This window comes from Novosphingobium sp., from assembly GCF_040398825.1.
Taxonomy (GTDB): domain Bacteria; phylum Pseudomonadota; class Alphaproteobacteria; order Sphingomonadales; family Sphingomonadaceae; genus Novosphingobium.
The window spans coordinates 64,735-82,673 of record NZ_JBBATI010000011.1; the positions used below are offsets into that span (position 1 = coordinate 64,735).

The 17,939-nt window shown below is 64.1% G+C and carries 16 protein-coding genes and 1 tRNA gene; 12 read left to right on the forward strand and 5 right to left on the reverse strand.

Translation table 11 applies throughout. From position 1 onward, the window contains the following. Positions 1-34 precede the first annotated feature (34 nt). The 4 genes from ABWP89_RS07830 to ABWP89_RS07845 are packed head-to-tail and all read left to right on the forward strand — an operon-like array spanning position 35 to position 3,935. Positions 35-727 carry an ABC transporter ATP-binding protein gene (locus ABWP89_RS07830; RefSeq protein WP_353228404.1) on the forward strand — a complete coding sequence of 231 codons (693 nt, stop codon included), beginning with the start codon at positions 35-37 and terminating at the stop codon, positions 725-727. Then, positions 724-3,291 (forward strand): ABC transporter permease, encoded by a 2,568-nt coding sequence (locus ABWP89_RS07835; RefSeq protein ID WP_353228405.1) that lies wholly within the window; start codon positions 724-726, stop codon positions 3,289-3,291. Before ABWP89_RS07830 ends, ABWP89_RS07835 begins: the two co-directional genes overlap by 4 nt. Before the next feature lie 24 nt (positions 3,292-3,315). After that, the gene (locus ABWP89_RS07840) at positions 3,316-3,633 is read left to right on the forward strand and encodes a type II toxin-antitoxin system ParD family antitoxin (RefSeq protein WP_502915260.1); all 318 of its coding nucleotides are present in this window, start codon (positions 3,316-3,318) and stop codon (positions 3,631-3,633) included. Continuing rightward, positions 3,630-3,935: a type II toxin-antitoxin system RelE/ParE family toxin gene (locus ABWP89_RS07845; RefSeq protein WP_353228406.1), complete on the forward strand. Its 306-nt coding sequence runs from the start codon at positions 3,630-3,632 to the stop codon at positions 3,933-3,935. The genes ABWP89_RS07840 and ABWP89_RS07845 overlap by 4 nt, the downstream gene beginning before the upstream one ends. Before the next feature lie 6 nt (positions 3,936-3,941). Here ABWP89_RS07845 and ABWP89_RS07850 read toward each other — a convergent pair whose 3' ends face one another. Continuing rightward, complete coding sequence (locus tag ABWP89_RS07850) at positions 3,942-4,361, reverse strand: DUF805 domain-containing protein (protein WP_353228408.1); 420 nt, start codon at positions 4,359-4,361, stop codon at positions 3,942-3,944. Between the two features lie 15 nt (positions 4,362-4,376). After that, positions 4,377-4,805: a DUF805 domain-containing protein gene (locus ABWP89_RS07855; protein WP_353228409.1), complete on the reverse strand. Its 429-nt coding sequence runs from the start codon at positions 4,803-4,805 to the stop codon at positions 4,377-4,379. Positions 4,806-5,108: 303 nt separating this feature from the next. Here ABWP89_RS07855 and typA point away from each other — a divergent pair, with 303 nt between their 5' ends. The 4 genes from typA (at position 5,109) to ABWP89_RS07875 (ending at position 12,135) form a co-directional block, all read left to right on the forward strand. Next, positions 5,109-6,953 carry a translational GTPase TypA gene (gene typA, locus ABWP89_RS07860; RefSeq protein WP_353228411.1) on the forward strand — a complete coding sequence of 615 codons (1,845 nt, stop codon included), beginning with the start codon at positions 5,109-5,111 and terminating at the stop codon, positions 6,951-6,953. Between the two features lie 212 nt (positions 6,954-7,165). Beyond that, complete coding sequence (locus ABWP89_RS07865) at positions 7,166-8,131, forward strand: CsgG/HfaB family protein (protein WP_353228412.1); 966 nt, start codon at positions 7,166-7,168, stop codon at positions 8,129-8,131. A 263-nt stretch (positions 8,132-8,394) separates the two neighbouring features. After that, the gene (locus ABWP89_RS07870; protein WP_353228414.1) at positions 8,395-10,737 is read left to right on the forward strand and encodes a TonB-dependent receptor; all 2,343 of its coding nucleotides are present in this window, start codon (positions 8,395-8,397) and stop codon (positions 10,735-10,737) included. 144 nt (positions 10,738-10,881) lie between these two features. After that, complete coding sequence (locus ABWP89_RS07875) at positions 10,882-12,135, forward strand: glycosyltransferase family 4 protein (RefSeq protein ID WP_353228415.1); 1,254 nt, start codon at positions 10,882-10,884, stop codon at positions 12,133-12,135. 32 nt (positions 12,136-12,167) lie between these two features. Here ABWP89_RS07875 and ABWP89_RS07880 read toward each other — a convergent pair whose 3' ends face one another. Further along, a complete protein-coding gene (locus ABWP89_RS07880; RefSeq protein ID WP_353228417.1) occupies positions 12,168-12,779 on the reverse strand; it encodes a PadR family transcriptional regulator in 612 nt (203 codons plus the stop codon). Positions 12,780-12,955: 176 nt separating this feature from the next. On the opposite strand from ABWP89_RS07880, the gene ABWP89_RS07885 reads away from it, so the two are divergent. The 4 genes from ABWP89_RS07885 to ABWP89_RS07900 all read left to right on the forward strand — a co-directional run bounded on the left by ABWP89_RS07885 (position 12,956) and on the right by ABWP89_RS07900 (position 16,174). After that, on the forward strand, positions 12,956-14,287 hold the full coding sequence (locus tag ABWP89_RS07885; RefSeq protein ID WP_353228418.1) for a replication-associated recombination protein A: 1,332 nt from the start codon (positions 12,956-12,958) through the stop codon (positions 14,285-14,287). Continuing rightward, a complete protein-coding gene (locus tag ABWP89_RS07890) occupies positions 14,284-15,156 on the forward strand; it encodes a hypothetical protein (protein ID WP_353228419.1) in 873 nt (290 codons plus the stop codon). Before ABWP89_RS07885 ends, ABWP89_RS07890 begins: the two co-directional genes overlap by 4 nt. Positions 15,157-15,180: 24 nt before the next feature. Continuing rightward, a tRNA-Thr gene (locus tag ABWP89_RS07895) sits at positions 15,181-15,256 on the forward strand. 204 nt (positions 15,257-15,460) lie between these two features. After that, positions 15,461-16,174: a M35 family metalloendopeptidase gene (locus tag ABWP89_RS07900; protein ID WP_353228421.1), complete on the forward strand. Its 714-nt coding sequence runs from the start codon at positions 15,461-15,463 to the stop codon at positions 16,172-16,174. A 70-nt stretch (positions 16,175-16,244) separates the two neighbouring features. Here the strand turns inward: ABWP89_RS07900 and ABWP89_RS07905 are convergent, their stop codons facing one another. Both ABWP89_RS07905 and mltG read right to left on the reverse strand, forming a co-directional pair. Next, entirely contained in the window at positions 16,245-16,772 is a 528-nt protein-coding gene (locus tag ABWP89_RS07905) for a 2'-5' RNA ligase family protein (RefSeq protein WP_353228422.1), read from the reverse strand. 178 nt (positions 16,773-16,950) lie between these two features. After that, entirely contained in the window at positions 16,951-17,928 is a 978-nt protein-coding gene (mltG, locus tag ABWP89_RS07910; RefSeq protein WP_353228454.1) for an endolytic transglycosylase MltG, read from the reverse strand. Positions 17,929-17,939 lie beyond the last annotated feature (11 nt).

The following is a 17,939-nucleotide window of genomic DNA, read 5'->3' on the forward strand; positions in this document are numbered from 1 at the left end:
TGGCGTGGCCACCAATCTATGTCACGAAAGCGCGGTGACAAGCACCCCCCCCATTATCGTCGCCCGCAATCTGTCGCTCGTGCTGGGCGAAGGTGACGGGCAAGTCCAGGTGCTGAACGGCATCGACCTGACCGTTTCCAGTGGCGAAACGCTGGCGCTGCTGGGCCCGTCGGGATCGGGCAAATCATCGCTGCTGGCAATCATGGCCGGGCTGGAACGCGCCAGCGGCGGCACGCTGCAAGTGGCGGGCGCGGATTTTGTGGGCATGGACGAGGACGGCCTGGCTACCGCGCGGCGCGGCCGGATCGGCGTGGTGCTGCAGGCGTTTCATCTGTTGCCGACGATGACCGCGCTGGAAAATGTCGCCACCCCGCTGGAACTGGCCGGCATGCCCGATGCCATGGCGCGCGCGCAGGCACAGCTGTTGGCGGTCGGGCTGGGTGCGCGGTTGCACCATTACCCGGCGCAATTGTCGGGCGGCGAACAACAGCGCGTGGCGATCGCGCGCGCGCTGGCCCCGGCCCCGGCGCTGCTGTTTGCCGATGAACCGACCGGCAATCTGGACCACACCAATGGTGCGGCGGTGGCCGACCTGCTGTTTGCGCGCGCCGCCGATGCCGGCGCGACGCTGGTGATGGTCACCCATGACGAGGCGCTGGCGCGCCGCTGTGGCCGGATCGTGCGGCTGGCCGACGGGCATATCGTCAGCGACGACAGCACAGTATGAGAGCGTCTGAACCCGCCCGGCTGGGCTGGGCGATGGCCTGGCGCATCGCCCGGCGCGGGCTGGACTGGCGGTTTCAGGGCCTGCGCCTGCTGGTGGTGTGCCTGGTGCTGGGCGCGGCGGCGCTGTCGGCGATCGGCACACTGACCGGGGCGATCGACCATGAACTGGCCACGCGCGGCCGCATGATGCTGGGTGGGGATGTCGAATTCACGCTGGCCGCCCGCCCCGCGACCGGCCGCGAATATGCCGCGATTGCGCGCGCGGGCACGGTGTCCGCCGGGGTGCGCATGCAGGCCATGGCGCAGACCGCGCGCGGCGATGGCGTGGCGGTGCCGGTGGAATTGAAGGCGGTGGATGCGCATTGGCCGCTGTACGGCAGTTTTACGCTGGCCACCCCCGACGGCAAAGGCCGCAGCGCGGGTGCACCGGCAGGCATGGCCGCGTGGATTGCACCCGGAGTGGCCGACCGGCTGGGGGTCGGCCCGGGTGATCATCTGCGCATTGGCGCGGCCGATCTGGTGATCGGCGGGGTGATCGCCAACGAACCGGACCGGCTGGGCGAAGGGTTTGCACTGGGGCCGACGGTGATCATCAGCACCGCCGCACTGACCCAGACCGGGCTGGTTTCCACCGGCGCGATGGCGCGGTGGAAATACCGCGTGCGGATGGGCGCCGATGCCGCACCACAGGATGTTATCGCCGCGTTCAAGCGCGCGTTTCCGGCATCGGGGTTCGAATTTCGCGACCGCAGCCGCGCCTCACCCGGGCTGGACCGGTTCGTGTCGCGGATGGGGCAGTTTCTGGTGCTGGTGGCGCTGGCGGCGCTGGCGATTGCCGGGATCGGCATCGGCAACGGCGTGACCGGGTTTCTGGATGCGCGGCGCGGCACGATTGCCACGCTGAAAATTCTGGGCGCGACCAGTGCCGATATTGGCCGCGTGTTCGGCCTGCAGATCGCGGTGACCAGTGTGGCGGCGATCGCGCTGGGGCTGGCGATCGGCCTGCTGAGCACGCCGCTGATCGGCACCGCGCTGAGCGGGGTGCTGCCGGTGGCGGCCGGGCTGGTGTTCGATCCCGTCGCGCTGGCGACCGCGGCTGGTTATGGCCTGTTGATCACCATGACGTTTGCCGCGCCGCCGCTGCTGCGCGCGCGCAGCTTTCCGGCGATGGCGCTGATGCGTGCGCGGATCGTGCCGCTGGCCTTGCCCTGGCGAACGCTGGCGCTGCCGGTGGGCGGCGGGCTGGCCGGGATCGTGGCGCTGGCGGTGCTGCCGGCGGCGCAGCCGTTGCTGGCGCTGGGCTTTCTGGGCGGGGCGGCGGCGTTGTTTGCGCTGCTGGCGCTGCTGGGGTGGGGATTGACGCGGATCGCGGCTCGGGTGCCACGCCCGCGCGGAACGATCGCACGGATGGCACTGGCCAATCTGCATCGCCCCGGCGCGCAGACCCCGGCGCTGGTGGTGGCGCTGGGGTTTGCGCTGGCGGCATTTGTCATGCTGGCTGGCGTCGAATCCAGCCTGGATGGCAATATCGCGCGGCGTGTGCCGGCGCGCGCGCCCGATTATTTCGTGCTCGACGTGCCACGCCCCAGCGAAGCGACGTTCCGCGATCTGGTCACCCGCATTGTGCCCGGCGCGACGGTGCGCACGGTGCCGGCGCTGCGCGGGTCGATCCTGGCTTATGGCGCGCCCGGCCACATGACGCGGGTGGCCGATCTGAAGGCGATCCCCGATGACGCCTGGGCGCTGCGCGGCGATCGCGGGCTGACTTATGCCGACGCGCTGCCGGCGGGCAATGTGCTGACCGCAGGGGCCTGGTGGCCGCGCGGGCTGACCGGGCCGCCACAAGTGTCGATCGATGAAAGCCTGGCCAAAGTGCTGCACCTGCAGCTGGGCGACCGGCTGACGATTTCGCTGCTGGGGGTGGAACGCAGCGCGACGATCACGTCGTTCCGGCGGATCGACTGGGATTCGTTCGGATTCAACTATGTCATGGTGTTCAGCCCCAATGCGATTGCCGATGCGCCGCACAACCTGGCCGCGACGGTGGAATTGCCCGCCGACCGCCGCACCGCGCCAGTTCGCCGCGCGATCCTGACTGCGCTGGTGCGCGCACTGCCATCAAGCTCGGTGATCGAGGTTGGCCCGGTGCTGGCGCAGGCACGGCAGATCCTGTCTGAGGTGGGCGCCGCGGTGCTGGCGGCGGCGTCAGTGGCGGTGCTGGCGGGCCTTGCGGTGCTGGCCGGGGCGATTGCCGCGCAACGCGCCGCGCGCGCCTATGACACGGTCATCCTGCGCGTGCTGGGCGCCAGCCAGCGCCAATTGCTGACGCTGGTACTGGCCGAATACGGGCTGTTGTGCGCGGTGCTGGGCACGGTGGCGCTGGCGCTGGGCCTGGCCATCGCGTGGGGCGTGGTGGTGGTGCTGTTCGGCTTTGCGTGGTTGCCCGATTGGTGGCGGATTGGCGGCGTGCTGGTGCTGGGGCTGACGCTGGTCATGGCGCTGGCGCTGGGCGGATCGCTGTCGGTGTTGCGCACGCGGCCGGCCAAAGTGCTGCGGGAGTTGTGACCAAAGAATTGTTGATGGCAATATATGGCAAAACATGCCATATATTGCCATCAGGAGAACGCCATGGCCTCGATGAATGTGTCCGTGCCCGATACCATGCGCGATTGGGTGCAATCGCGGATCGATAGTGGACGTTATGCCAGCATAAGCGATTATGTGCGGGATCTGATCCGCCGGGATCAGAGTCTGGCTGACCAGGACATAAAGTTTGCGGCACTGGATGATGCGCTAATACGCGGGCTGTCCGATGCCGATGCCGGTCTGGTTTTACCGGCCGACACAGTATTTGACCGGTTGACTGAAAAATACGCTGCCATGGCCGCCACACGCGAAACCCGGTGAAGGTCGTCTTTGCGTTGTCTGCTGTGCAAAGCCTTGAACAGATTGGCGATTATATTGCGCGGGACAATCCGGCGCGGGCACTGTCATTCATAGCGGAACTGCGGAGAGCGGCGCTGACGCTTGGCCAATATCCGCAACGCCATCCACTCGTCCCGCGCTATGAACGGTGGGGAATACGACGGCGCATTCACGGTAAGTATCTGATTTTCTATCGTACAGAGGCCGACCGCGTAGTAATATTGCAAGTTGTACATGGCGCACGCGACTATGCCCGGCTGTTGACGGGTAACGAACCAGCCTGACCCTGATCAGGAAAACACACCGGCGTCCCACGGCTGTTTGAGATCGGGGCCATAGCGGTTGGACCCGCGCGTGCCATCCAGACACAGCAGCACAAACAGCGCAAACCACCCCAGGAACGGGATCAGCCCCAGCAACAACAACAGCCCGCTGCGGTCCTGGTCGTGCAGGCGGCGCACCGCAACGGCCAGGTGCGGGATCAGGCTGACCAGCGCGAACACGCTGCCGATCAACCCAGACCCACCCCTTGTCGCGTAATAGAGCGGCGATTGCGTGCCGCTGACGACCAATTCGTAATGGCCGAACAACGCGGTGAGCACCACGAACACCAGCCAGTAGAACAGCATGAACGACCAGTATTCGCGACGCCGCGACCGCCCGCCAAAATCGGCGAAGCGGCGATAGGGCATGATCATCCATGACAGCATCGGTTGTCGTTCCAATCAGCCGAACACGTCGGCGTTATAGGGATCGCGCGGATCGGGGCCAAACCGGTTGGGCCCGCGCGTGCCTTCCAGACACATGAAAATGATCAGGATCAGGCCACCCAGATAGGGGATGAGCCCCAGCAGCACAAACCAGCCCGATTTGTCCTGATCATGGAACCGCCGTACCTGCACCGCGATGCTGGGGATGAACGCCGCCAGCGAATAGATCACCAGCAAAAACACGCCGATCATCCCCGCCCAGGGGAAAGATGTACTCTGCGAAGAATCACGCATCGCGCCCATCGACGCCAGATAGCCAATGCTCGCGTCGCCCAGGACAACATAGACGATCATGTTGAAAAGGAAAAACATCCAGTATTCCTGCCGGCCCGATCGCCCCGAAAAATCGGCGTATCGGCGAAATGGCAACACCATCGATTCCATGCTTGTTCCCCCTGCATGTGCGATCATCAACGCATAACTGATCCCAATTAGGCCACGGTTGGCGGCCATCGGCAAGCCCTTCGACCGCGCCACGCGATCACTGTCATAAAACCCGCACTTGCCGCAGCGCACACAAAACGGTATGGGCGCGCCAAACCGGGCGTTGGTGCCGGTGATGCGCGATGACCCTGCCCCCCCAATGGCAGCCCCTTCATCCCGCGCATTGCCGGGGCGACTTGCGCCAGACGGTGCCCCGTAAAAATACCGGCCAATCTTGCCGCCACAACAGCGAAAGCCTTTTTGATGTCCAGCGCCCTGCGCAATATCGCGATCATCGCCCACGTCGACCACGGCAAAACCACGCTGGTCGACCAGTTGTTCCGCCAGTCGGGCACGTTCCGCGAAAACCAGCGGATCGAAGAACGCGCGATGGATTCCAACGACCTGGAAAAGGAACGCGGGATCACCATTCTGGCCAAGTGCACCTCGGTCGAATGGGAACACCCGGTCACCGGCGAAACCACGCGGATCAACATCGTCGACACCCCCGGCCACGCCGATTTTGGCGCCGAGGTCGAACGCATTTTGAGCATGGTTGATGGCGTGATCCTGCTGGTCGACAGTTCCGAAGGCGCGATGCCGCAGACCAAGTTCGTGACCGGCAAGGCGCTGGCGCTGGGGCTGAAGCCGATCGTGGTGGTCAACAAGATCGACCGCGCCGATGGCCGCCCGCAGGAAGTGCTGGACGAAGTGTTCGACCTGTTCGTCAACCTGGAAGCGAACGACGCGCAGCTCGAATTTCCGGTGCTCTACGCCTCGGGCCGCAATGGCTATGCCAGCGAAGACGAAGATGCGCGCGAAGGCACGTTGATTCCGCTGTTTGAAAAGATCGTCAGCCACGTGCCCGCACCGGGCCTGGATACCGAAGCGCCGTTCAGCTTTCTGGCGACGCTGCTCGATCGTGACAACTTCATGGGCCGCGTGCTGACCGGGCGCGTGCAATCGGGCACGATCCGCGTCAACCAGCCGATCCATGCGCTCGACCGCGATGGCAAGGTGATCGAGGTGGGCCGCGCGTCGAAACTGATGGCGTTCCAGGGCCTGGAACGCGTGCCGGTTGACGAAGCGCGCGCCGGTGACATCATCGCGCTGGCCGGGCTGGAAAAGGCGACCGTCGCTCACACCATCGCCGACCAGAGCGTGACCACCCCGATCGCATCGCAGCCGATCGATCCGCCGACACTGGCGATGCGCTTTGCCGTCAACGACAGCCCGTTTGCCGGCCGCGAAGGCGACAAGGTGACCAGCCGCATGATCCGCGACCGGCTGTTTCGTGAAGCCGAAACCAATGTCGCGATCCGCGTGACCGAATCTGCCGACAAGGACAGCTTTGAAGTGGCCGGGCGCGGCGAATTGCAGCTGGGTGTGGTGATCGAAACCATGCGCCGCGAAGGGTTTGAACTGGGCATCAGCCGCCCGCGCGTGCTGTTTGGCACCGACGAAGCGGGCAACCGCACTGAACCGTATGAAACCCTGCTGATCGACGTTGATGACGAATATGCCGGCACGGTTGTCGAAAAGATGCAGCGTCGCAAGGCGGAACTGACCGACATGCGCCCGTCGGGTGCGGGCAAGACGCGCATCACCTTTTCCGCACCGTCACGCGGCCTGATCGGCTATCACGGCGAATTCCTGTCCGACACGCGCGGCACCGGGATCATGAACCGGCTGTTCGAAAAATACGGTCCGCACCGCGGCGCGATCGAAGGACGCCAGAACGGCGTGCTGATTTCGAATTCCACCGGCGAAGCGGTGGGTTATGCGCTCAACAGCCTGGAAGAACGCGGCATTCTGTTCGTGTCCCCCCAGGAAAAAGTGTACGAAGGCATGATTATCGGCGAAAACGCCAAGCCCGATGATCTGGAAGTGAACCCGCTGAAATCGAAGCAGCTGACCAACTTCCGCTCGACCGGCAAGGATGACGCCATCCGCCTGACCCCGCCAAAGGTGATGACGCTGGAACAGGCCATCGCCTATATCGACGATGACGAAATGGTTGAGGTGACCCCGCAGTCGATCCGTCTGCGCAAGGCACTGCTCGACCCGAACGAGCGCAAAAAGGCCGGCCGCAAAAAAGTCGCGGCCTGATTTTCGCCGGCTTGACCGCCGGCCCCGCCCAACGCTGACGGCGCGGACACCATGGTGTTCGCGCCGCTTCGTTATGCGCCATCGCCACGGCTTGCACCGGCTGCGACACCGGCCTATTCCTGCATGATAAGCATTCAGGTCCGGGTCTCGCACACATCACCGCACGGCACACAGCCGGCGGCACACTTCTGTTGGCAGAATAGGGGCAGACAATGAAACGACTGGTGGCAAGTGTGGCGGTATTGGCCACGATCTGGACAACCACGGCGGCCATTGCGCAATCAACGCCGGCAAAACCATCGAACGGCCAGAAAATGCAGACCCGGGCAGAGGCCGATGTGCCGCATTGCGTGCGCAAGCTGGGCACGATTTCGATCGTCGATGGCGATGATCCCTATGGCTGGACGCAATACAGCCTTTCATCCCCGCAGAAATTGCTGAAGGTGATGGTGCAGCGGTCAGGCTGTTTCAACCTGGTCGATCGCGGTTCGGGATTGCAGGCGGCGCAGCGGGAACGTGATATCGGCGGCGGGCTGGGGCTGCAACGCGGATCGAACGTCGGTAACGGCCAGATCAAGGCCGCCGATTATGTGCTGCAGGCCGAAATCCAGGGTGCCAACCGCGATGTGCAGGGGTCGGGCGCGGGCGCGGCGGTCGGCGGCATGCTGGGCGGCGCATTTGGTGGCCTGATCGGCGGAATTCATTCGCGCAAGCTGGAGGCCAACACCGTGTTGTCGGTGACCAACGTGCGCACCACCGAAACCGTCGCCACGGTCGAAGGTTATGCCGCCAAGAACGACATCGGGTTTGGCGCCGGGGCGGGCATTTTTGGCGCGATCGGCGGCGGCGTGGTCGGTGGCGGTTATGACAACACCGACATGGGCCGGATTGTCACGCTGGCATTTATCGATGCCTACAGCAAACTGGTCACCGAACTCGGCGGATTGGAACAGGGATCGACCGGCACTGCCGAAGCATCCCCCACCAAGACCTATGCCACCATCGCCCCGGCCACCCTGCGCGCCAAGCCGGCACCCACCGCAGCAGCGATCCGCACCCTGCCCTATGGCGCCAAAGTCTATCCCACCGGCAACCGCGACGGCCTGTGGTGGGAAGTCGCCGACGAAAACGACAATGTCGGCTGGGTGCTCAACACCAAACTGACCCCGGCGCAATAGCATCGCGCGCAGCACTGCGGAGCGGCAGGCGGCAGATGGTGCCGCCCGCAGCTCCGGGTGTTGCGCAAATGTTTCACCGGCAGGCAATCACCGCAATGCAGCATTAAGGCGCATCTAAACTATACCTATTTTTTTCATATACTTAGATGTATTCGTGGGAGTTTCCTGCCGGCCAACATTACCAAGTTGAATCATTCCGAAACATAACCGTCACCCGATTTTGACAGGCGGGCTGGGACAAATTCCAGCAGCAGGGGTCAACCATGTCACGCCATCACATCCGCCAGTGGGCATTTGCCACCAGCACCATTGCGCTGTGCCTTGGGATCGCAGCGCCCGCGCTGGCCGCCGATGCCGCGCCGGCGGCGGCCGATGCCACCGCCGATACCACCATCCGCAACACCGACGACATCGTGGTGACCGGCACCAGGGTCAACCAGGCCACGCCGATCACGTCATCGGTCCACACTTTTGAACCGCAATCGATCGTATCGCGGTCGGTGATCGAAAATGCGATCGCGCCGACCGCCGATTACAGCCAGGTTGTGTTGCTGACGCCGAGCGCGGCATTGCAACCCAGCAGCGGCAATGGCGTGGGCCTGGGCGATGCCAAGATTTCGCTGCGCGGGTTTACCGACGGGCAGTACAACATCACCATCGACGGTATCCCGTTTGGCGATACCAACGACCCGACGCACCATTCGACCTCGTACTTTCCCAATGGCACCTATGACCGCATCATCGTCGATCGCGGCCCCGGCGGCGCCACCGATCTGGGCCAGGCCAGCTATGGCGGCCAGGTGCACATCGTCACCCGTGAAGTGGCCGACAAATTCTTCATCGAAAACCAGGCCGTCTATGGCAGCTTTTCCACCTGGATGGAGCGCCTGACGGTCAACAGCGGCGCGATCAAGGCGCTGGGCGGGCTGAAACTGATCGGCGTGGGCGAATACAAGACCACCAATGGCGCGCTGACCCACGAAAGCGGCGATTGGACCAACCTGTTCATAAAGGGCGAATTGCCGATCGGCAGCAATGCCAAACTGACGCTGGTCAGTGCGTACAACCACAGCCCGTTCCACCAGTCGGACGCCGCCGGCGGTTCAACGCTGGCGCAAGTCGCGCAATTCGGGCTGAATTATGGCGGGATCGACCCCGCCCAGGCCGCCGGATCGGGCTATACCAACGCGCGCACCGACTGGAACTGGCAGATCAAGACTACCGATTTCCAGATTGCGCGTTTGCAGTGGAACGTGGCCAGCAACATCACGATCGACAACAAGGCCTATACCTACTTCTACAAGAACTTCACGATTTCGACCGAAGATTCGACCACGCCGTGCAACGTGCTGTCGACCGCGACGCAGTGCACCGGCGCCGGCTATACCAATGTCAAAGCCATGGGCAGCAAAGTCGGCGGTAGCGGCGGCGCCACCATCCCCGGCGATATTGGCGGCTATACCAAGAACAACCAGTACCGCGTGATGGGCGACATCCTGCAGGCGACCTGGGCCAACCCGCTGGGCGTGCTGAAGGCCGGACTGTGGTACGAACACGCCACCACGCGCCGGTTCCGCTATGACTATGATTTCACCACCGCATCGGCCGCGGGGGGGCTGGGCGATGAATATTTCAACATCGCGATCATGAACAACGGATCGAACTTCAACTGGAAGGAAAAGGCCGGCGGCACGCATGTGGAGGCCGATGGCACCACGCCGATCCCGGCCTATATCAAATACGACGAACATTCCGGCTGGAACCAGGTGCAGTTCTTTGGCGAAATGGCGTTCAAGCTGCTGAATGACAAACTGACGCTGACCCCCGGGGTAAAGGTGCAGACGTTCAGCCGTTTCATCAACACGCCAATCGCATCGCAATCGGCCCGCGTCGGCATCTATGCGCACGAAAACTTTCGCCCGACGCTGCCCTATGCGACGGTCAATTACCTGATCCAGCCCAACCTTTCGGTCTATGCGCAGTTCGCCAAGGGTTTCCTGATCCCGTCGCTCGGGGCCAGCCTGGAAACCGCCGGCGCCAACAATGCGGCGGTGCCGCTGCAACCGGTGCCGACCAAGACCACCAACTGGCAGGGCGGTTTTGTCTATGCCGGTGAACGGCTGAACATCGATGCCGATGTCTATTACATCCTGTCGAGCAATTCGACCTATCTTGACCCGACCACCAATGTCAGCACGATCAACGGCAACCCCGCGCGTTATCAGGGCATCGAAGGCCAGATCAGCTATGTACTGGCCCCGCACCTGACCGCGCTGGCCAATGCCACGATCATGTCGTCAAAGGACGAAGTGACTCACCAGTGGCTGCCACAGGCGCCGCGTGACACCGAAACCGTCGGGCTGTTGTACAACGATGGCGCCTATACCTTCAGCTATATTCACAAGTTCACCGGCGAACAGCCAGGATCAGGTGTTGCTGCCTACAACTATGGCGTGCTGTCGGTCAGTGCCAAGTACAGCAATTATTCGCTGGGCCTGACCGTGACCAATGTGTTCAACAGCCAGCCGGCAGTGGTGATTTCGGGACCGCTGTCGATCTATCAGACCCGCCGCGCGTTCCAGGCGTCGTTCAAGGCGCGGTTCTGACCGCATATCCATCCGTTTGCATGCACCAACGCCCCGGCCGCACCAGCGGGCGGGGCGTTGGTCTGCCCGGCGCCTGCGACAATTTGACGCTGGTCCGGCGTGTCAGGGCGCGACAAAGCCCGCGCATCTGGGTATGGCCACGGAATGAATGTCATTCCGCATGATCCGGGCGCTACGGCCCTGACCAGTCTGGCCGACTCCGAATTGTCTGGCTGCGAACTGTCTGGCCCTGATCTGTCCGGCCCAAATCTGTCCAGCCTGCGCGTGGCGTTGTTCAGCGGTAACTACAATTACGTGCGCGATGGCGCGAACCAGGCGCTTAACCGGCTGGTCGGTTATCTGTTGCGCCATGGCGCGGCGGTGCGGGTCTATTCGCCGGTGGTGGCCACCCCGGCGTTCGCCGCGACCGGTGATCTGGTGGCGTTGCCGGCGATCGCATTGCCGGGGCGCAGCGAATACCGCGTGCCGCTGGCGCTGGGCCCGCGCGCGCGGCGTGATCTGGCGGCGTTTGCGCCCAACGTCGTGCATGTTTCATCGCCCGATCCATCCGGGCATCGCGCGGTATCATGGGCGCGCCGGCGCGGCCTGCCGGTGCTGGCCAGCGTACACACCCGGTTCGATACCTATCCGCGCTATTACAACATGGCGTGGATCGAACCGGTGCTGACCGCGATGCTGCGCCGGTTTTACCGCCGCTGCGACGCGCTGGTCGCGCCGTCTGAATCGATGGCGCAAGTGCTGCGCGATCAGCGCATGAATTACGATATTTCGCTGTGGTCGCGCGGGGTCGATCGCCAGACATTCAACCCCGGCCGCCGCGACATGGCCTGGCGCGGCGCGCTGGGCATTGCCGATGATGCGGTGGTGATCGGGTTTCTGGGCCGGCTGGTGATGGAAAAGGGCCTCGACGTGTTTGCCGACACGATCGATGATCTGGGCCGGCGCGGGTTTGCCCATCGCGTGGTTGTCGTCGGCGAAGGCCCCGCACGCGCGTGGTTTCAGGCCCGATTGCCCGATGCGGTGTTTGTGGGATTTCAGGGCGGCAACGATCTGGGCCGCGCAGTGGCATCGATGGATGTGCTGTTCAACCCATCGGTGACCGAAACATTCGGCAATGTCACGCTGGAGGCGATGGCCTGCGGATTGCCCGTCGTCGCGGCAGAGGCCACCGGCAGCGAAAGCCTGGTGCAGAACCACGTCAACGGCCGGTTGATCCGCCCCGGCGCGATCCACGCCTTTGCCGAAGCGCTGCGCGGCTATGTCACCGATCCGGCCCTGCGCGCCCAACATGGCGCCGCGGGTGAGGCGCGCGCGCACGATTTCAGCTGGGACCGCATCAACCAGACCGTCGCCGAAACCTATCTGCGGCTGATTCGCCAGAAACAGGCGCAGGGGTGATGTCCCCCCCGATCACCGGGGGGGATATGCCATTACAGCCGTTCGATGCTGCGCGCCGCGTCATCCAGGATGTCGGCAATGCGGTGCGCCACGCTTTCGTCAAAGCCGGCGGCAAACACCCTGCCCTTCAGCGCGAGTTTAAGGTTGGCCATCGCGCGCATCACCGGCGGGCTGGCTTCGCGGCTGGTCGCTTCGGCCAGCGCTTTTAACCGGGTGATGATCGCGTCGATTTCGTCGGCGCGCGCCGCGGTTTCGGCACGGCCGGCCTCGGTCGCGACAAACACCTTGCGCGCAGTGTCGCCCGCCGCCTCGGCAATCAGCCCTTCATCGACCAGCAGCGACAGCGTCGGATAGACCACCCCCGGGCTGGGCGCATAGGCCCCGCCGGTCAGGTCCTCGATACCCTTGATCAGGTCATAGCCATGGCGGCTGTCCTGGGTCAGCAGGCTGAGCAGCAGCAGCCGCAATTCCCCCTGGCCAAACATCCGCCCGCCCCGGCCCCGGCCACGACCACCATGGCCGTGCCCACGCCCAAATCCTTCGCCATCGCCGCCCCGACCGGGGCCACCGTGGCGCCCGAACGGCCCGCCCTGACCCATTCCACGCATCATCCCGCGGGCAAACAGCCCGGCGGCGCGGTGCATCCTTCCGCCCATCTTCGGCCCGCAAGTGCCGCCATCCCTGTGGTCGCAACGCGACTCTCTTTTTTCGAAACGCATATATCTCCTTTCGATTCGATGGGTCTACGATATATCTTTTACGCAAATTGACAAGACCGGGATGAAAATTTCTGCGGCATCCGCTATGACGGCCACAGACCATGCCCGATCTGTTTGCCCCACCCCCGGCCGATGGCCCCGCCGCCAGTCCCGGCAGCCATCCCGAACAGGAACCGCTGGCCGAACGGCTGCGGCCCAAACAGCTGGCCGAGGTGATCGGGCAGGACCACGTGACCGGCGCCGATGGCGCAATCGGGCGGATGGTGTCGGCGGCAAAGCTGTCGTCGATGATCCTGTGGGGGCCACCGGGCACCGGCAAGACCAGCATCGCGCGCCTGCTGGCCGATGCCGTGGGCATGCGCTATGTGTCGATCAGCGCGGTATTTTCGGGCGTCGCCGATCTGCGCAAAGCCTTTGCAGAGGCGGAGAGCATGGCCGCGTTGGGGCGGCGCACATTGCTGTTCGTGGATGAAATCCACCGGTTCAACCGCGCGCAGCAGGACGGGTTTCTGCCCTATGTCGAACGCGGCACGGTCACGCTGGTTGGGGCCACCACCGAAAACCCCAGTTTTGCATTGAACGCCGCGCTGCTCAGCCGCGCGACCGTGCTGATTCTGCACCGGCTGGACGCCGCCGCGCTGGAACAATTGCTGACGCGCGCCGAACACGAAACCGGAATACGCCTGCCGCTGACCCCCGCGGCGCGAGAGGCGCTGGTGGCATCGGCCGATGGCGACGGGCGATTTTTGATCAACCAGGCCGAAACGCTGTTCGATGTGTCGCTGCCCGCGCCGCTTGATCCGGCGGGTCTGTCCAAATTCCTGATGCGGCGCATGGCGGTCTATGACAAGGACCGCGATGGCCACTACAACCTGATTTCGGCGCTGCACAAAGCCTTGCGCGGGTCAGACCCGCAGGCCGCGCTGTATTACCTCGCGCGGATGCTGGTGGCGGGCGAAGACCCGCTGTTCGTGCTGCGGCGGCTGGTGCGGTTTGCCAGCGAAGACATCGGCCTGGCCGATCCGCAGGCGCTGATCCAGTGCCTGGCGGCCAAGGATGCCTATGATTTTCTGGGTAGTCCCGAAGGCGAACTGGCGATCGTGCAGGCCGCGCTCTATTGCGCCACCGCGCCCAAATCGAACGCCGCCTATCTGGCGGAAAAAGCCGCCTTTGCCAGCGCGCGCGAAACCGGATCGCTGTCACCCCCGGCCAATATCCTGAACGCGCCGACCAAGCTGATGAAGGATATCGGTTATGGTGCCGGCTATGCCTATGACCACGATGCGCCGGATGGCTTTTCCGGTGCCGATTACTGGCCCGATGGCCTGGCGCCACAGACCTTTTACCGCCCGGTCGAACGCGGGTTTGAACGCGAAGTGCTGCGCCGGCTGGAATGGTGGGACAAACGCCGCAGCGGGCGCAACCCGCCATGACGCGCATCCCGTTCCGCCAGTTCGTCGCGATCGACTGGTCGGGCGCAGCGGGTGAGCGCCAGCGCGGCATAGCCGTTGCACTGTGCGATAACGGCCACGCCGCGCCGCGGCTGGTGCGCCCGGGGCACGTGTGGTCGCGCGCCGATGTGCTGACATGGCTGCGCGATGATCTGCCCGCCGATACGCTGGTGGGCATGGATCTGGGCATATCGCTGCCGTTTGTCGATGCCGGTGCGTTCTTTCCGGGCTGGGACGACAGCCCGGCGCACGCGCGCGCGCTGTGGGCGATGATCGACCGCATGGCCCACGCCGACCCCCACCACGCGGTCGGCAGCTTTGTCGATCACGATGAAATCGCGCGCCATTTTCGCCGCCACGGCGGGCGGCAGGGCGACCGGTTTGAACCCGGACGCGGGCGTATGCGGGTGACCGAACACGCGCAACGGGCAATGGGGTGCCAGCCGACATCGAATTTCAATCTGGTCGGCGCGGCGCAAGTCGGCAAATCCAGCCTGAGCGGCATGCGCGTGCTGCACCGGCTGCGCGGCCATGTGCCGGTCTGGCCGATCGATCCCCTGCCCGCGAGCGGATCGGTAATCTGCGAAATCTACACCACCATCGCCGCCGTGGCCGCCGGGCGCACCCCTGGTCGGTCAAAAATCCGCACCGGCGCAGAACTCGACGGCGCTCTGGCCATGCTGGACAGCGAACCACTGGGCCATTCCGGCGCAATCGATGACCACACCAGCGACGCGGTGATCACCGCCGCCTGGCTGCGCGGCGCCGCGCACGATCGCGCATTGTGGCACCCGCCCGCCCTCACCCCGCAAATTGCCGCAACCGAGGGCTGGACCTTTGGCGCCCGATAAGGCTATGGGCGGTCAGGTTGGAAGGCCGGCTTAGCTCAGTTGGTAGAGCACCTGATTTGTAATCAGGGGGTCACGAGTTCGAATCTTGTAGCCGGCACCATTTTTCAATGACTTATGAGTTGACCCCGAACCTTCATCCAGTTGCGATTAGAGTCCCGGCATCGTTGCGCGCGCCGTCAGGTTCTCTCTTGACCGGGAAGTTGCCGCCGCATAACTTTCACATCGTTTGGCGCCGCTTCGGCGATTTTCAACAGAGAACGAACAAGTCCGCAGCACCGGTACAGAAATTGATGGGAATCGCACCATGTTTGGCAAATGGAGTGAGACATCCAAATCGATCAATTCGGGAAAATCCGTCAATATCGCGCATATCAAGCTGGATGGCGGGCTGACCGGAGAACAACTGACCACCGCGGCGGGCGTGGTGGAACGGGCCCGCGAACTCGTGTCCCTGGCAAAAGTCAAGATTGGCGGAAATTGGGACAGTGCGATGAAGGCCGCCGGGGCGAAATGTTTCAGCCTGGCGCCCGGCGGGCCTGGCAATGCCGACCTTGAAATGATGGGGCTGGTGCTGCGCAAGACGAATTCCGGCATCTCTGGCACGACCACGATCAAGGTCGGCAGCAGCCCGGACGCGAACGGTTACGTGAACGTGCACAACGATTTCATGCACAAGGTGTTTTCATCACATGCGGTAAAGAACCTGAAAACCGGAAAGAAGGAATATATCGGCGGCGCCCATATCGATCGGGAATACATCGTCAATCCGACCCAGAACAACGGGTTTCAACGCGGTGTGCTGACGTTCATTCACGAAGCGACGCATCGCTATGCGGGCACGGTCGATTATGACGATGAGGGTTACATTTCCGCGACGCAGTTTTTTGGCGGCGGCGGGATCCATTTTCGTGACGAAAATCCCGACGGCAGTTGCAAGTTGACGAAAACCCAGTTGCTCACCAACGCCGACAGTTACGCGGTGTTCATCTATGAAATCGCCAGCGCCACGGTGATTTGACCGAACCGCCAAGGGACCATGGCGCGCTGCGGCAGATCACTGTCCCTGGCGGTATTGATGCAGTCGTCCTTTACCGCCGTTGCTGGCGCAACCGCCATACCCCGACCGGGTGCCACGCGCCGTCGATCACGCGATGGACGGCGATGCCCGGGATGGTGGTTTCCACTGCCTGCCAGGTATCGCGCAGTTGCGATTGCAGGATGTGCGCCGTGCGGCGTTCAACCTTGTTCTGTACGGTCACATGCAAACGCGCAGGCACCGCATCACCGCCGGTCAGCAGGCCATGGAACCGGTCGGCCAGGGCTTCGCGCAGCGCAACCAGTTCGGGACTGAACACGCCCAACGCGGTGCCGCCATCCAGATCGATCACCCGGTCGATCCGCGCCGGCATTGGCGGGGTGGTTGCGGCCAGCGTCGCCAGCGTGGCTGTCAGCTCTGCACCGACCATGCCGGGCACCGCATGGAACAGCGTGCAATGCGCCGGCACCCGGTTGCGTTCGGGCGGGTAATGCGCGCGGCGCAGGGCATCCAGCCGCGCCTGCACCGCATCGGGCAGCAGTGCCAGCACAATCAGCGGCGTGCGATCAGGCGCGGTCATGCGGGGAAAGGTGCGGGAACACTCGGCCAAGCCGGAATGCCGTTGATGGAACCTTCGGCAAAGGTCGGAATGTTCCCGCGACGCAAGGCTGAACCAAATATGGCCCAGGCCTGCGAGACAATACGTAGCGGACAATTGCCTGGCAAATCGTTAACGCCAGGTCCGGCGCCCGGCCCCATCACATGTCGCCACGCGCGCGGCGGATGGCGAACCATTTGGCAACATTGGCGTTGTGCTGTGCCAGCGTGTCGGCAAACACATGTCCGCCGGTGCCATCGGCCACCATGTACAGCGCGCCCGTATCGGCGGGGTTCAGCACCGCGGCGATGCTGGCGCGGCCGGGGTTGGTGATCGGCCCGTGGGGCAACCCGACCATCGCATAGGTGTTGTACGCATTGACGCTGCGGATTTCGGATTCGCGGATGCGGCGGCCCAATGGTCGGCCCTGCGTGATCGGATAGATAATCGTGGGATCAGCCTGCAGTTTCATGCCCTGGCGCAACCGGTTGGAATAGAGCCCGGCCACCATGCGGCGTTCGGCCGGCTTGCCGGTTTCCTTTTCGACGATCGAGGCCAGGATCACTGCCTCTGCCGGGGTGCGCGCCACCGTGCGCGACGATCGTTTCGACCACAGATCGGCCAGCGTCTGCGCCATCGCCTTTTGCATCCGCGCCACCATATCGGCGCGCGGTTCGCCGCGCTGGTAATCATAGCTGTCGGGCAGGATCGATCCTTCGGGCGGGACGGTGACTTTGCCGGTCAGCATCGGTTGGGCCAGCAGCTTTTCGGTCACCAGCACCGATGGCATGCCTTCGGGCACGGTGAACAGCCGCCGCATCACGCCTTCGCGCCCTTGCAGGATGGCCAGCACTTGCGCCCCGCTGGCATGCGCGGGGATCGTGAATTCGCCCGCTTTCAGCCCCGCACGCTGGCCCAGCAGGCGCACGCGCGCACGGAATGTGGATGCCGACGCAACCGCGCCCTGGGCCTCCAGATCCTGCGAAACGCTGGTCATGCCCGCGCCTTCGGCCACCACGAACGCAGTGTCATGCACCAGCGGGCCGGGCCCGTACCAGCCCCACAGGAAATGCACGCCATAGCCCAGCACCAGCGCCAGCGCCGCCAGCAGCGCCAGTTGCCGCCGGCCGAGCCGCATGAGTCGGGCGA

Coding starts and splice junctions, on each gene's coding strand:
- typA (WP_353228411.1), top strand. CDS start 5,109: ATGTCCAGCGCCCTGCGCAATATCGCGATCATCGCCCACGTCGACCAC.
- ABWP89_RS07900 (WP_353228421.1), top strand. CDS start 15,461: ATGTTTGGCAAATGGAGTGAGACATCCAAATCGATCAATTCGGGAAAA.
- ABWP89_RS07905 (WP_353228422.1), bottom strand. CDS start 16,772: ATGACCGCGCCTGATCGCACGCCGCTGATTGTGCTGGCACTGCTGCCC.
- ABWP89_RS07865 (WP_353228412.1), top strand. CDS start 7,166: ATGAAACGACTGGTGGCAAGTGTGGCGGTATTGGCCACGATCTGGACA.
- ABWP89_RS07850 (WP_353228408.1), bottom strand. CDS start 4,361: ATGCTGTCATGGATGATCATGCCCTATCGCCGCTTCGCCGATTTTGGC.
- ABWP89_RS07875 (WP_353228415.1), top strand. CDS start 10,882: ATGAATGTCATTCCGCATGATCCGGGCGCTACGGCCCTGACCAGTCTG.
- ABWP89_RS07840 (WP_502915260.1), top strand. CDS start 3,316: ATGGCAAAACATGCCATATATTGCCATCAGGAGAACGCCATGGCCTCG.
- ABWP89_RS07880 (WP_353228417.1), bottom strand. CDS start 12,779: ATGCACCGCGCCGCCGGGCTGTTTGCCCGCGGGATGATGCGTGGAATG.
- ABWP89_RS07870 (WP_353228414.1), top strand. CDS start 8,395: ATGTCACGCCATCACATCCGCCAGTGGGCATTTGCCACCAGCACCATT.
- ABWP89_RS07890 (WP_353228419.1), top strand. CDS start 14,284: ATGACGCGCATCCCGTTCCGCCAGTTCGTCGCGATCGACTGGTCGGGC.
- mltG (WP_353228454.1), bottom strand. CDS start 17,928: ATGCGGCTCGGCCGGCGGCAACTGGCGCTGCTGGCGGCGCTGGCGCTG.
- ABWP89_RS07835 (WP_353228405.1), top strand. CDS start 724: ATGAGAGCGTCTGAACCCGCCCGGCTGGGCTGGGCGATGGCCTGGCGC.
- ABWP89_RS07885 (WP_353228418.1), top strand. CDS start 12,956: ATGCCCGATCTGTTTGCCCCACCCCCGGCCGATGGCCCCGCCGCCAGT.
- ABWP89_RS07855 (WP_353228409.1), bottom strand. CDS start 4,805: ATGGAATCGATGGTGTTGCCATTTCGCCGATACGCCGATTTTTCGGGG.